The sequence below is a fragment of the Pseudomonas fluorescens genome (assembly GCF_002022275.1).
Taxonomy (GTDB): Bacteria; Pseudomonadota; Gammaproteobacteria; order Pseudomonadales; family Pseudomonadaceae; genus Aquipseudomonas; species Aquipseudomonas fluorescens_AJ.
The window spans coordinates 31,475-44,743 of the sequence record NZ_MSDF01000008.1 but is presented as its reverse complement, the minus strand read 5'-3'; the positions used below and the strand labels follow the sequence as shown (position 1 = coordinate 44,743).

Annotated in this window: 10 protein-coding genes; 8 read left to right on the top strand and 2 right to left on the bottom strand. The window is 61.1% G+C overall.

Features of this window, described 5'->3' with window-relative positions; translation table 11 throughout:
• Positions 1-10: 10 nt before the first annotated feature.
• Together BFW87_RS03965 and BFW87_RS03960 are read left to right on the top strand one after the other, a co-directional pair.
• Positions 11-688, top strand: a complete 678-nt coding sequence (locus BFW87_RS03965; protein WP_078738675.1) for a response regulator transcription factor — start codon at positions 11-13, stop codon at positions 686-688.
• Entirely contained in the window at positions 685-2,031 is a 1,347-nt protein-coding gene (locus BFW87_RS03960; protein ID WP_078738674.1) for an ATP-binding protein, read from the top strand. Before BFW87_RS03965 ends, BFW87_RS03960 begins: the two co-directional genes overlap by 4 nt.
• 119 nt (positions 2,032-2,150) lie before the next feature.
• Here BFW87_RS03960 and BFW87_RS03955 read toward each other — a convergent pair whose 3' ends face one another.
• Positions 2,151-3,149: an AraC family transcriptional regulator gene (locus BFW87_RS03955; RefSeq protein WP_078738673.1), complete on the bottom strand. Its 999-nt coding sequence runs from the start codon at positions 3,147-3,149 to the stop codon at positions 2,151-2,153.
• 339 nt (positions 3,150-3,488) lie between these two features.
• Here BFW87_RS03955 and BFW87_RS03950 point away from each other — a divergent pair, with 339 nt between their 5' ends.
• The 3 genes from BFW87_RS03950 to BFW87_RS03940 all read left to right on the top strand — a co-directional run bounded on the left by BFW87_RS03950 (position 3,489) and on the right by BFW87_RS03940 (position 6,506).
• Positions 3,489-4,820, top strand: coding sequence for a dicarboxylate/amino acid:cation symporter (locus BFW87_RS03950; protein ID WP_078738672.1), 1,332 nt, complete (start codon positions 3,489-3,491; stop codon positions 4,818-4,820).
• Between the two features lie 112 nt (positions 4,821-4,932).
• A complete protein-coding gene (locus BFW87_RS03945; protein ID WP_078738671.1) occupies positions 4,933-5,919 on the top strand; it encodes an XdhC family protein in 987 nt (328 codons plus the stop codon).
• Positions 5,916-6,506 (top strand): nucleotidyltransferase family protein, encoded by a 591-nt coding sequence (locus BFW87_RS03940; RefSeq protein ID WP_078738670.1) that lies wholly within the window; start codon positions 5,916-5,918, stop codon positions 6,504-6,506. Before BFW87_RS03945 ends, BFW87_RS03940 begins: the two co-directional genes overlap by 4 nt.
• Before the next feature lie 166 nt (positions 6,507-6,672).
• Here the strand turns inward: BFW87_RS03940 and rne are convergent, their stop codons facing one another.
• Positions 6,673-9,816: a ribonuclease E gene (gene rne / locus BFW87_RS03935; RefSeq protein WP_176159705.1), complete on the bottom strand. Its 3,144-nt coding sequence runs from the start codon at positions 9,814-9,816 to the stop codon at positions 6,673-6,675.
• 759 nt (positions 9,817-10,575) lie between these two features.
• Between rne and rluC the strand changes: the two genes are divergently transcribed.
• From rluC to BFW87_RS03915, 3 genes are read left to right on the top strand one after another with little or no spacing between them, the layout of a single operon-like run.
• Positions 10,576-11,535, top strand: a complete 960-nt coding sequence (gene rluC, locus BFW87_RS03925; RefSeq protein ID WP_078738667.1) for a 23S rRNA pseudouridine(955/2504/2580) synthase RluC — start codon at positions 10,576-10,578, stop codon at positions 11,533-11,535.
• Positions 11,522-12,184: an HAD-IA family hydrolase gene (locus BFW87_RS03920; protein ID WP_078738666.1), complete on the top strand. Its 663-nt coding sequence runs from the start codon at positions 11,522-11,524 to the stop codon at positions 12,182-12,184. Before rluC ends, BFW87_RS03920 begins: the two co-directional genes overlap by 14 nt.
• 21 nt (positions 12,185-12,205) lie before the next feature.
• Positions 12,206-13,189 carry a S49 family peptidase gene (locus BFW87_RS03915; protein ID WP_078738665.1) on the top strand — a complete coding sequence of 328 codons (984 nt, stop codon included), beginning with the start codon at positions 12,206-12,208 and terminating at the stop codon, positions 13,187-13,189.
• The last annotated feature ends 80 nt before the right edge of the window (positions 13,190-13,269 follow it).

Genomic DNA, 13,269 nt, shown 5'->3' with positions numbered 1-13,269 from the left:
GGAGAGCCTTATGAAATTGCTGGTGGTTGAAGATGAGGCGTTGTTGCGCCATCACCTGCTGACCCGACTGACAGACAGCGGGCACGTGGTCGAATCCGTGGCCAATGCCGAAGAAGCCCTGTACCAGACCGGCCAGTTCAACCATGACCTGGCGATCATCGACCTGGGCCTGCCCGGCATGGGCGGCCTGGACCTGATCCGCCAACTGCGCACTCAGGCCAAGACCTTCCCGATCCTGATCCTGACCGCGCGCGGCAACTGGCAGGACAAGGTCGAAGGCTTGGCCGCCGGCGCCGACGATTACGTGGTCAAACCTTTCCAGTTCGAAGAGCTGGAAGCGCGGATGAACGCCTTGCTGCGCCGCTCCAGCGGGTTTACGCAGTCGACCATTGTTGCCGGGCCCTTGCTGCTGGACCTCAATCGAAAGCAGGCGTCCCTGGACGAGCAACCGCTGGCGCTGACGGCCTACGAGTACCGGATTCTCGAGTACCTGATGCGTCACCATCAGCAAGTGGTCGCCAAGGATCGCTTGATGGAGCAGCTCTACCCGGACGACGACGAGCGTGATCCGAACGTGATCGAAGTGCTGGTCGGGCGCCTGCGCCGCAAGCTGGAAGGCCCGGCCGGGTTCAAGCCGATCGATACCGTGCGTGGCCTGGGTTACCTGTTCAATGAGCGCTGCCGTTGATTCGCTCGTTACGTGTACGCCTGATGCTCGCGGCCACCACCCTGGCCGTGCTGTTTATGCTCGGCTTGTTACCCGCCATGCAAGGCGCGTTCAGCCTGGCGCTGCAGGATTCCATCGAGCAGCGCCTGGCGTCGGATGTCACGACGCTGATCTCTGCCGCACGGGTTGAAAACAATCGACTGTTGATGCCGGCGCAGTTGCCGGACGAGCGTTTCAACCTGACCGACAGCCGGCTGCTTGGCTATATCTATGACCGCGAAGGCCATCTGGTCTGGCGCTCGCGGGCCACTCAGGAAGAAAACATCAACTACAAACCGCGCTATGACGGGCGCGGTAACGAATTTGCGCGCATCCGCGAAGCCAATGGCCAGGAATTTTTCGTTTACGACGTTGAGGTCAAGCTGCTCGGCGGCAAGAGCGCGGCGTTCAGTATTGTCGCCCTGCAACCGGTGCGTGAGTATCAGCTGACTCTCGAAGGCCTGCAGGAAAACCTCTACCTGGGGTTCGGCGCGGCCTTGCTGGTGCTGCTGACCTTGCTGTGGCTGGGCCTGACCTGGGGTTTGAAAGCCTTGCGGCGTTTGAGCCAGGAGCTTGACGAGATTGAAGGCGGCACACGCGAAAGCCTTTCCGAAGAGCATCCGCGGGAGTTGCTGCGCCTCACCGGTTCCCTCAACCGTTTGTTGCACAGCGAACGCGAGCAGCGTGCGCGCTACCGCGATTCCCTCGACGACCTGGCCCACAGCTTGAAAACCCCGCTGGCGGTGTTGCAGGGCGTGAGCGAAGACATGGCGCAGCGCCCGGAAGACCGGGGGCAGGCTTGGGTATTGCAGTCGCAGATCGAGCGCATGAGCCAGCAGATCGGCTATCAGTTACAGCGCGCGAGCCTGCGTAAAAGCGGCCTGGTGCGCCACCAGGTGCGCCTGGAGCCTGTGCTGCAGAGCCTGTGCGACACGCTGGACAAGGTGTACCGCGACAAACGCGTGACGGTGACTTTCGACCTGCCGCCGGAATGTGATGTGCCCATCGAGAAGGGCGCCTTGCTTGAAATGCTCGGCAACCTGCTGGAAAACGCCTACCGCCTGTGTGTGCGTGAAGTACGTATCAGCCTGGTCGAGAGCCTTGAAGGCACCGAGTTGTGCATTGAGGACGACGGCCCGGGTGTTCCACCGGACCAGCGTGCGCGGATTCTGCAAAGGGGCGAGCGGCTGGACCGTCAGCACCCGGGGCAGGGCATCGGGCTGGCGGTGGTCAAGGACATCATTGAAAGCTACAGCGCGCGGCTGACCCTGGGTGATTCGCCTTTGGGCGGGGCGGCGTTCAAGATTCATTTTCCGGCAGTTTGATCTCTATTGCTGGTTCTGGCCTCATCGCAGGCAAGCCAGCTCCCACATTAGAATGTGTGAACCCAATCTACTGTGGGAGCTGGCTTGCCTGCGATGGCGTCGGCACCGACAACACACCTCTAACTCTCCTGCGCCCGATACGCCCCCGGCGTCAGCCCCGTCCACTTCTTGAACGCCCGATGAAACGCCGACGGTTCGGAAAACCCCAACTGCTCGGCAATCTCCTGCAACGACAAATCCGCCCGCCCCAAATGGTAGATGGCGATATCTCGCCGCAACTCATCCTTGAGCGCCTGAAAGCTGGTGCCTTCCTCGCGTAAATGCCGCCGCAGGGTTTGCGGGCTGATGTGCAGCTGCTGCGCGACGGCCTCCAGGTCGGGCCAGGGCGTGCGGTCGCGGCTAAGCAAGCGGCGCAACTGGCTGCTCAGGCTATCGCCTTCGTCCGGTCGGGACAGCAGGTCGGCGGGCGAGCGTTCCAGGAAATGCTTGAGCGTGCGCTCATCCTGCAACAAGTGCAGGCTCAGGTAGCGCGCAGGAAATACCAGGCTGCTGTTCGGCGCGCCGAACGCCAGGGGGCAGGGAAATAACAGGTCATATTCGCCCGCATGGGCCGGCATCGGGTAGCTGAATGTGGCCTGGTGCAGGCGAATCCGCTGGCCAATCAGCCAACTGCCCAGGCGATGCCAGATCACCAACAGGCATTCGCTGAGGAAGTGATCCGGATCCCACAGTTGCGAGTCATCCAGGCTCAAGCGCGCCATGTCGCCTTCTCTTGTCAGCTGCCAGCGCGGACCCTGCGGGAATAGGCTATAAAATAATAAGCCGCGTTCCAGAGCCTTCTCCAGGGTGCGGCAGTGGATCAGCGCGTGGCACATCATGGCGAAGGTGCCGCGCCTGCTCGGCCCTTCGGCAAACCCCAGGTACTCGTCGTCCAGCGCCAGCCAGAGCATTTGCAACAGCCGGGTGAATTGCTCGGGGGCGATGCGGGCGCGGGGTTCGGTCAACAACTCAGGGGGAATGCCGACTTGATGCAGCAGGGCCGAGTAGTCGTAGCCCGCGCGATGCGCACCGCCGAGGGCGGCTCGGGCAAAGTGACTGGCGATGGTACGTTCACGCATGTGAGGGCCTCGTCCATGGAAGGGCGGATGGTAGCCACCACCCGATGGAGCCACAAGGCGGATATCCGCCAAATTGCAGGACGGGATTCAGTGAGTGGGCGGAATTCCGCCACCTGATTCAATGCCCGGGAAGGCAACTGAAATCCTCCAGCCCTGATGTCTAAAGGCCTTCAGGGTTTTTCAGAGAAGTGGCACGGCGTTTGCGATAAGGACTACAGCGCAGGCCTGCTTGCAAGGATCTCGCAAACAACAAATCCCTCCAGTGCAGGAGGGTTCGCAATTCAAGTGTCGTGGGCAATGGCGGATCTTTGCCACACGGGACGATTGAGGAACTTTGCAATGACGACTCGTCAGCCACTGTACAAATCCCTGTATTTCCAGGTGATCGTTGCAATCGTTATCGGTATTTTGCTCGGTCACTTCTACCCGCAGACCGGCGTGGCCCTCAAGCCACTGGGTGACGGCTTTATCAAGCTGATCAAAATGGTCATCGCCCCGATCATCTTCTGCACCGTTGTCAGCGGCATCGCTGGCATGCAAAGCATGAAATCGGTCGGCAAAACCGGCGGCTACGCGCTGCTGTACTTCGAAATCGTTTCCACCATCGCCCTGCTGATCGGCCTGGTTGTGGTTAACGTTGTGCAGCCGGGCGCCGGCATGCACATCGACGTCGCTACCCTGGATGCCTCTAAAGTCGCTGCCTACGTGACTGCCGGTGCAGACCAGAGCATCGTCGGCTTCCTGCTGAACGTGATCCCGAATACCATCGTTGGCGCGTTCGCTACCGGCGATATCCTGCAAGTGCTGATGTTCTCGGTGATCTTCGGTTTCGCCCTGCACCGCCTGGGTGCCTACGGCAAGCCGGTACTGGACTTCATCGATCGCTTCGCCCACGTGATGTTCAACATCATCAACATGATCATGAAGCTCGCGCCGCTCGGTGCCCTGGGCGCCATGGCGTTCACCATCGGCGCCTACGGTGTAGGTTCCCTGGTGCAGCTGGGTCAGTTGATGATCTGCTTCTACATCACCTGCATCCTGTTCGTGGTGGTGGTGCTGGGCGCCATCTGCCGCGCGCACGGTTTCAGCGTGTTGAAGCTGGTTCGCTACATCCGTGAAGAGCTGTTGATCGTTCTGGGTACTTCCTCCTCCGAATCCGCACTGCCACGCATGCTGATCAAGATGGAGCGTCTGGGCGCGAAGAAATCCGTAGTAGGCCTGGTGATTCCAACCGGCTACTCCTTCAACCTCGACGGTACTTCGATTTACCTGACCATGGCTGCCGTGTTCATCGCTCAAGCGACTGACACCCACATGGACATCACCCACCAGATCACCCTGCTGCTGGTGCTGCTGCTGTCCTCCAAAGGCGCTGCAGGCGTGACCGGTTCGGGCTTCATCGTGCTGGCCGCCACTCTGTCGGCCGTTGGCCACCTGCCGGTTGCCGGCCTGGCGCTGATCCTGGGTATCGACCGCTTCATGTCCGAAGCCCGCGCACTGACCAACCTGGTCGGTAACGCCGTTGCCACCATCGTTGTGGCCAAGTGGGTCAACGAACTGGACACCGACAAGCTGCAAAGCGAGCTGGCGTCCGGCGGTACCGGTATCTCCGACACCCGTCAGGAAGATGACCTGGGCGTGGCCGAAGGTCCTGCTCCTGTCGTCAAGTAAATGCCTGAGGTGTAAATAACACCGCAAGCCTGCAAACGCCCCGACCTGTTCGGGGCGTTTGCGTTTCTGGGGTACAGTAACGTTTTGTATTGAAACGCCTGCGGGAGGCCTGATGGACAGTGTGGATCTGAACGTCCTGCGCAGCGTGCTCGAATGGCGCCGCGCCGGTCAGCGCGTGGTGCTGTACAGCGTGGTGCAGACCTGGGGCAGTGCGCCGCGACCTCCTGGCGCGATGCTGGCGCTGCGCGGCGATGGTGTGGTGATCGGCTCGGTCTCCGGCGGTTGCATCGAGGATGACTTGATCGCGCGCCTGCAGGATGGCCGCCTGCCGGAAGATGGCCCACCGGTGCAACTGGTGACCTACGGCGTCACACGTGACGAGGCGGCGCGTTTTGGCCTGCCGTGCGGCGGCACCTTGCGCCTGACCGAAGAGCGTGTGGGCGACTGGGAGTGGGTTGCGCAATTACTCGCGCGTTGCGAAGACCACCAGATTGTCGCGCGCGAGCTGAACCTGGCCACTGGCGAGGTAAACCTCAGCGGCGCGAGCAAAACGGACGTGGTGACCTTCGACGGTGAACGCCTGCGCGCCATCTACGGCCCGCGCTGGCGCCTGCTGCTGATCGGCGCCGGGCAGTTGTCGCGCTATGTGGCGGAAATGGCGCGCTTGCTGGATTTCGAAGTGCTGATCTGCGACCCGCGCGAAGAGTTCGTCTACGGCTGGGAAGATCAGCACGGCCGCTTTGTTCCCGGTATGCCGGACGAGGCAGTGCTGAATATCCAGACTGACGAACGCACCGCCATTGTGTGCCTGACTCACGACCCGCGCCTCGATGACATGGCCTTGCTCACGGCGCTGAACTCTTCGGCGTTCTACATTGGCGCTCTGGGGTCTCGGGTCAACAGCCAGAAGCGGCGGGAAAACCTCGCGCAACTGGGCTTGTCGGCGGAGGCCATTGCCCGTTTGCACGGGCCGATCGGCTTGCATATCGGCAGCCATACGCCAGCGGAAATCGCGTTGTCGCTGATGGCGGAAATTGTCGCGATCAAGAACGGTGTGGCGCCCATGCAGAAGAAACCGTTGCCGGTGGTGGCTGAGTGAGCGTAACGGCGATTGTGCTGGCAGCGGGGCAGGGCAGTCGTTTTCGGGCTGAAGCGGGTGCTGACCAGGATAAGTTGCTGGCGCCTTGCGTAGGCCTGGATGGCGTGACGCGGCCGGTGATTGAGCAGGTGTTGGTGAATTTGCCGGAGCGCGTGCTCAAGCGCGTGCTGGTGACCTCGCCGGATCGGCTTGAAGTGATTCGACTAGGCGCAGCCTATGGCTGTGAAGTTCTTTTGCTGAACTCGGCCGGCATGGGCGATAGCATTGCGGCGGCGGTCGCGGCCAGTGAATCGGCGGACGGCTGGTTGGTGGTGCTGGGGGATATGCCGTTCATCAGGTCTTCCAGCATTGAGCGGGTGATTGACGCGCTGGAGGAGGGTGGCATCAGCGTGCCGGTATCTGCCGGTGAGTATGGGCATCCTGTGGCGTTTGATCGTGCGTTCGGTCCGGGGTTGATGGCGCTGGTTGGTGATCGTGGAGCCAGGCCGTTGTTTGCATGTGCCGCTTTGCGTGAGATACAGGTAGATGACGCAGGCGTTTTGTGGGATGTAGATGTGCCGCAATCGTTGCGTTTTAACGCAGATTAAATGTGGGAGCTTGCTCGCGAAGGCGGTGTGTCAGCCGCTGATGAGCTGAATGATTCACCGCATTCGCGAGCAAGCCCGCTCCCACATTGGATCTCCTGCCTTTTCGAGATGGCATAAAAAAGCCCCGCCTGATCACTCAGGCGGGGCTTTTTAGTCACCGATGGAATCAGGCCAGAGGTTTGCTCTCGTGCTCTGCTTCCAGTGCAGCTGCTGCAGCGGCGGCGGCTTCAGCTTCCTTGCGACGGCGACGCACTTCACGCGGGTCGTTCGGCGCGCGGCCGTTTTCGCTCAGGGCGCTGGCAGGCGCGGCTTCAACCACTGGAGCGGCGACTTCGGCCACCACCGGTGCTTCAACCACTGGCTCAGGCTCAACGACTGGCGCTGGCTCGGCAACCACGGCTTCAGCAACCGGCGCTGGCGCTTCTTCTACCACGGGGGCAGGCGCTGGCGCTGGTGCTTCAACCGGGGCGGCGGGTTCGGCCGTCCACTGGAAGGCGGTCTGTTCTTCGCGAACTTCACGCACTTGCGGAGCGGCTTCGACCACTGGCGCTTCTACGACAGCTTCAACCACTGGCTGAGCTTCAACCACCGGAGCAGGTTCAACTGCAACGGCTTCGGCTTCTGGCTGGACTTCGCGAACCGGTGCTACTTCCACTTCCGGAACCACTGGGGCTTCGATCGGGGTCGTGGCTTCAACAACCGGGGCCTCAAAGGCTGGCGCTTCAACTACCGGCGCTTCAAAGGCTGAGGTTTCAGCGACTGGCGCTTCTACGGCAGCCGTTTCTTCGACGGTGGCGGTGGCGCGTTCAGCCTGCTCGTGAGCCTGGGCTTCGGCAGGTGCGCTGATCACCGAGCTGGCAACGGCAGCGGTCACGGCCAGGCCGGCAGCCAGTTCGGCGCCAGTCGGTTCGTGGGTTTCGCCCTCTGCGTGTTCGCCGGCTTCTTCCGAACCTTCGATCACGTTGCCGTTGGCATCACGCTGACGCTCACGACGGTTGCTGCGACGACGCTGGCCACGGGAGCGGCGGCGTGGACGATCGCCTTCGGCGTTGTCCTGGCCGTCTTCCTGTTGCTCTTCGCCGGTCAGCACTTCTTCTTCTTCGCTGGCGGCAGCGGCTTGCTCGGCGCGAGGTTGACGCTCTTCACGCGGCGGGCGCGGCTGGCGCTCTTCACGTGGGGCGCGTTCTTCACGCGGCTGACGGGCCGGGCGTTCTTCGCTGGCGGCTTCGGCAGCAACGGCCGCAACAGCTGGCACGGCGTCCAGCGGCTCGCGCAGTTCACGCACACGCTCTTCGCGTTCGCCACGTGGCTTGCGGTCTTCGCGTGGAGCGCGCGGGGTACGTGGTGCGCGCTCTTCGCGCGGGGCACGTTCTTCACGGGCTACGGCTGGGGTTTCTTCACGGGCTTCGCGAGGTGCACGCTCTTCACGTGGAGCGCGCTCTTCACGCGGTGCACGTTCTTCGCGAGGCTTGCGCTCTTCGTCACGGCGACCGTTGCGGTTACGGCTTTGCTGACGGCCGTTGCGACGCTCTTCATTGCGCGCAGGGCGCTCGGCAGCAGGCTTTTCAACCACAACCGGAGCAACTGGCTCTTCCTTCGTGGCGAACAGGCTGACCAGCGACTTCACCAGGCCTTTGAACAGGCTTGGCTCAGGCAGGGCGGCCGGTGCGGCAACCGGTGCAGCCACTTCAGTCGGGACCGGTGCATTGGCACGCGCCGGTGCGGTTTTAACGGCGGCTTCCTGGCGAACCAGGGTGCGGGTCGCAGCGGCTGGCTGAACTTCTTCCACTTCAGCTGCAGCAGCAGCGATTTCGTAGCTGGACTGGCCGCTGTGAGCTTCCGGGCTGTCATCACGCAGACGCTGCACTTCGAAGTGCGGCGTTTCGAGGTGATCGTTCGGCAGGATGACGATACGGGCACGGGTGCGCAGTTCGATCTTGGTGATCGAGTTGCGTTTTTCGTTGAGCAGGAAAGCGGCAACCGGGATCGGCACTTGCGCGCGGACTTCGGCGGTGCGGTCTTTCAGGGCTTCTTCTTCGATCAGGCGCAGGATCGCCAGGGACAGCGATTCAACGTCACGGATGATGCCGGTGCCGTTGCAGCGCGGGCAGACGATGCCGCTGCTCTCGCCCAGGGATGGACGCAGGCGCTGACGGGACATTTCCAGCAGGCCGAAGCGCGAGATGCGGCCGACCTGTACGCGGGCACGGTCAGCTTCCAGGCATTCGCGGACTTTCTCTTCCACGGCGCGCTGGTTCTTGGCTGGGGTCATGTCGATGAAGTCGATCACGATCAGGCCGCCGATGTCGCGCAGGCGCAACTGGCGGGCGATTTCTTCAGCCGCTTCCAGGTTGGTCTGCAGGGCGGTTTCTTCGATGTCGCTACCCTTTGTGGCACGCGCCGAGTTGATGTCGATGGACACCAGGGCTTCGGTCGGGTCGATCACAATGGAGCCACCGGAAGGCAGTTCAACGACGCGCTGGAAAGCGGTCTCGATCTGGCTTTCGATCTGGAAACGGTTGAACAGCGGAACGCTGTCTTCGTACAGCTTGATCTTGCTGGCGTACTGCGGCATCACCTGGCGGATGAAGGTCAGGGCTTCGTCCTGGGCTTCAACGCTGTCGATCAGCACTTCGCCGATGTCCTGGCGCAGGTAATCGCGGATGGCGCGGATGATCACGTTGCTTTCCTGGTAGATCAGGAATGGCGCGGAACGATCCAGGGACGCTTCTTTGATGGCGGTCCACAGTTGCAGCAGGTAGTCGAGGTCCCACTGCATTTCTTCGCTGCTGCGGCCAAGGCCGGCAGTGCGAACGATCAGGCCCATGTCGGCAGGTGCGATCAGGCCGTTCAGCGCTTCACGCAGTTCGTTGCGCTCTTCGCCTTCGATGCGACGGGAAATGCCGCCGGCACGTGGGTTGTTCGGCATCAGGACGAGGTAACGGCCCGCCAGGCTGATGAAGGTGGTCAGGGCTGCGCCCTTGTTGCCACGTTCTTCTTTTTCTACCTGAACGATGACTTCCTGGCCTTCGCTCAGGACGTCCTTGATGTTCACGCGGCCTTCAGGGGCTTTCTTGAAGTACTCGCGGGAGATTTCCTTGAGGGGCAGGAAGCCGTGGCGCTCGGAGCCGAAATCGACAAAGGCAGCCTCAAGGCTTGGTTCGATGCGAGTAATACGGCCTTTATAGATATTGGCCTTCTTTTGCTCGCGTGCACCGGATTCGATGTCCAGGTCGTAGAGGCGTTGGCCATCTACCAGTGCAACACGCAACTCTTCGGGTTGAGTTGCGTTAATCAGCATTCTTTTCATGTTGTACCGTCGGTTTCCGGGCTGCCGGAAACGGCGTTCGGCACACACGACTTCTCACGGTCGGTGTCAGGTGCGTCAAGAGTGGTTGGCCACTCCAGTGTCCAGCAATACCCGCCAATGTGGGCCGGTATCGCGACGGACGCGTCCTGCTTGTTAGCGGTGGTGACAAAGGCACCACTTCAACAAAAGCTAAGGTCAGGAGGAGGAATCAACCGGCGACTGTGGACGAGATGAAGCGTCTAAATATAAGCCTAGTGCTACACGGTCCGACGGTTGTGCATCTCCACCCTACACGTATCCCTGATAATTCGGGTGCTGCCGCGCGCAGAATCCGCAGCGGGTTGGCATTTACCGTGTTCTCCAATGGGGAGTCCACGCTCATGGCTAAACAAGACTGGGTGTGGGCGACTGCGCTCTCACTCAGCTCTTAACAGGCGTTGTTTCCGAAGTATTCGCCGTGGTCTGGTTCAAGACTGACTGCACTTTGTGAACTGGCCGTAAATATCGGCGCAGAACGCGAGTATTCACTCTGCTTTCTGCACTCGCTTCAGGCCTCATGTCACCTGCGCTTGTTACAATCTTGAGCCTTCCAGGGTGGCAAAAGCCCCGTAGGACGGCCTCGCGTCCTGATGAATTGCGATGGTCAGGGCCGGCAGTTTGCCGCAAGTCCTCTGTCCAGGCCGCTTTTGGCGGCGTTCGCGACTATAGCAGCAATGATTAAGTGCTTCAATTCCATAAAAAATTGTTATCATCGCCGCCATGACGACTCCCGACCCCCAGACCCCCAGCGTCCAGCTGCTTGAGGTCTCGCCGGAATATGCCGGCCAACGCATCGACAATTTTCTTCTGGCCAGGCTCAAAGGCGTGCCCAAGACCTTGATTTACCGCATTTTGCGTAAAGGCGAAGTGCGCGTGAACAAGGGGCGGATCAAGCCCGAGTACAAGCTGCAGGCAGGCGACATTGTGCGTGTGCCGCCCGTTCGCGTGCCTGAGCGCGACGAACCGGTGCCTTTGGCTCAGGGCCTGCTGCAGCGCCTTGAAGCCTCGATTGTCTTTGAAGACAACAAGCTGATTGTGATCAACAAGCCCTGCGGCATTGCGGTTCACGGCGGCAGTGGCCTGACATTCGGTGTGATCGAAGCCTTTCGTCAGTTGCGCCCGGACGCCAAGGAGCTGGAACTGGTCCATCGCCTGGACCGCGACACTTCGGGCCTGTTGATGATCGCCAAAAAACGCAGCATGTTGCGCCACCTGCACACCGCCCTGCGGGGCGACGGCGTGGATAAACGCTACATGGCGCTGGTGCGTGGCAACTGGGCCAGCTCCATCAAAAGCGTCCGCGCGCCGTTGCAGAAGAGCAACCTGCGCTCCGGCGAGCGCATGGTCGAAGTGGACGAAGAGGGCAAAGAGGCCCTGACCCTGTTCAAGGTGCTGCGCCGCTTCGGCGACTTCGCAACCATGGTCGAGGCCAAGCCGGTGACCGGGCGGACCCACCAGATTCGTGTACACACCCTGCACGCAGGCCACTGCATTGCCGGCGATACCAAGTACGGCGACGAGGATTTCTCCAGGGAAATTCGCGATCTGGGCGGCAAGCGCCTGTTCCTGCACGCTTACATGCTGACGGTGCCATTGCCCGACGGTGGTGAACTCAAGCTGCAGGCGCCCGTCGATGAGATGTGGGCCAAGACCGTGGAGCGTTTGAGTGTCGCACCTTGATTACAAACTGCTGATTTTTGACTGGGACGGGACGCTGTGTGATTCCATTGGCCGGATCGTCGAATCAATGCACGCAGCCTCGACCCGCTCGGGCTTTGAGCTGTGCACTGACCTGGCAGTAAAAGGCATTATCGGCCTGGGTTTGCCTGAGGCGATCCGTACCCTGTACCCGCAGATCAGCGATGCTGAACTGGTAGCTTTTCGTGACCATTACGCAGATCACTATATTGCGTTGGAGGCGACGCCTTCGCCGCTGTTTGACGGTGTGGTGCGGTCGCTGGAAGCCTTTCGCGCCGAGGGTTATCACCTGGCCGTGGCGACCGGCAAGGCGCGCCGTGGGCTTGACCGGGTACTCAAGGCCCACGGCTTTGAAGATTATTTCGACATCACCCGCGCGGCGGATGAAACCGCCAGCAAACCTCACCCTCTGATGCTGGAGCAAATCCTTGCGCATTGCGGCGTAGCGCCGCGCCAGGCATTGATGGTGGGGGATGCCTCCTTCGACCTGATGATGGCGCGCAATGCTGGCATGGACAGTGTGGCTGTCAGCTATGGGGCTCAGGCGGCCGAAGCCTTGCAACACTATGAGCCCAGGTTGACGATTGATCATTTTTCCGAATTGCAGGCCTGGCTGAGCCGGGCCCAATAAGTCTTTGCTGGGGTTGATGGCATGAGTGACGAGTGGAAAGCGCCTGAAAAGGCTGCAAGCAGTGATGACAAAAGCTGGAAACTGTTGGAGAAAACCCTCCTGGCCAGCGTGCAGGAACAGCGTCGTTCGCGGCGTTGGGGGATCTTCTTCAAGCTGCTGACCTTTGTTTACCTGCTCGGCATGCTCGCCCTGTTCAGCCCGCTGATGGATATGGAAAAAAGCGCCACCCGTGGCAGCCACTACACCGCCTTGATCGAAGTGCGTGGGGTGATTGCCGACAAGGAATCCGCCAGCGCCGACAACATCGTCACCAGCCTGCGCGCTGCGTTTGACGACCCCAAGGTCAAGGCCGTGATCCTGCGCATCAACAGCCCGGGCGGCAGCCCTGTGCAGTCGGGTTATGTGTATGACGAAATTCGCCGTCTGCGCGCACTGCATCCGGACACCAAGCTGTACGCGGTGATTTCCGACCTGGGGGCCTCGGGTGCTTATTACATCGCCAGCGCCGCTGATCAGATTTATGCCGACAAGGCCAGTCTGGTCGGCTCCATTGGTGTGACAGCGGCCGGTTATGGCTTTGTCGGCACCATGGAGAAGCTGGGCGTGGAGCGTCGCACCTACACCTCGGGTGAGCACAAGTCGTTCCTTGACCCGTTCCAGCCGCAAAAAGCTGACGAAACCCAGTTCTGGCAGGGCGTGCTCGACACTACCCATCGCCAATTCATTGCCAGCGTGAAGCAGGGGCGTGGCGATCGTTTGAAGGATAAAGATCATCCAGAGCTGTTCTCCGGGCTGGTCTGGTCGGGCGAGCAGGCGTTGCCGCTGGGCTTGATCGACGGCCTGGGCAGTGCCAGTTCCGTGGCGCGGGATGTGGTTGGCGAGAAAGAGCTGGTGGATTTCACGGTTGAGGAATCGCCGTTTGATCGCTTTTCCAAGAAGCTCGGCGCCAGCGTGGCTGAGCATTTGGCGATGTACATGGGCTTCCAGGGCCCAACCCTGCGCTAATTTCAAAGGCGCTGAATGACTACTGTGGGAGCGGGCTTGCCCGCGATAGCGGCGGATCAGTCAACATTTGTAGTGGCTGA

Coding starts and splice junctions, on each gene's coding strand:
- rne (WP_176159705.1), bottom strand. CDS start 9,816: ATGAAAAGAATGCTGATTAACGCAACTCAACCCGAAGAGTTGCGTGTT.
- BFW87_RS03915 (WP_078738665.1), top strand. CDS start 12,206: ATGAGTGACGAGTGGAAAGCGCCTGAAAAGGCTGCAAGCAGTGATGAC.
- BFW87_RS03955 (WP_078738673.1), bottom strand. CDS start 3,149: ATGCGTGAACGTACCATCGCCAGTCACTTTGCCCGAGCCGCCCTCGGC.
- BFW87_RS03950 (WP_078738672.1), top strand. CDS start 3,489: ATGACGACTCGTCAGCCACTGTACAAATCCCTGTATTTCCAGGTGATC.
- BFW87_RS03945 (WP_078738671.1), top strand. CDS start 4,933: ATGGACAGTGTGGATCTGAACGTCCTGCGCAGCGTGCTCGAATGGCGC.
- rluC (WP_078738667.1), top strand. CDS start 10,576: ATGACGACTCCCGACCCCCAGACCCCCAGCGTCCAGCTGCTTGAGGTC.
- BFW87_RS03965 (WP_078738675.1), top strand. CDS start 11: ATGAAATTGCTGGTGGTTGAAGATGAGGCGTTGTTGCGCCATCACCTG.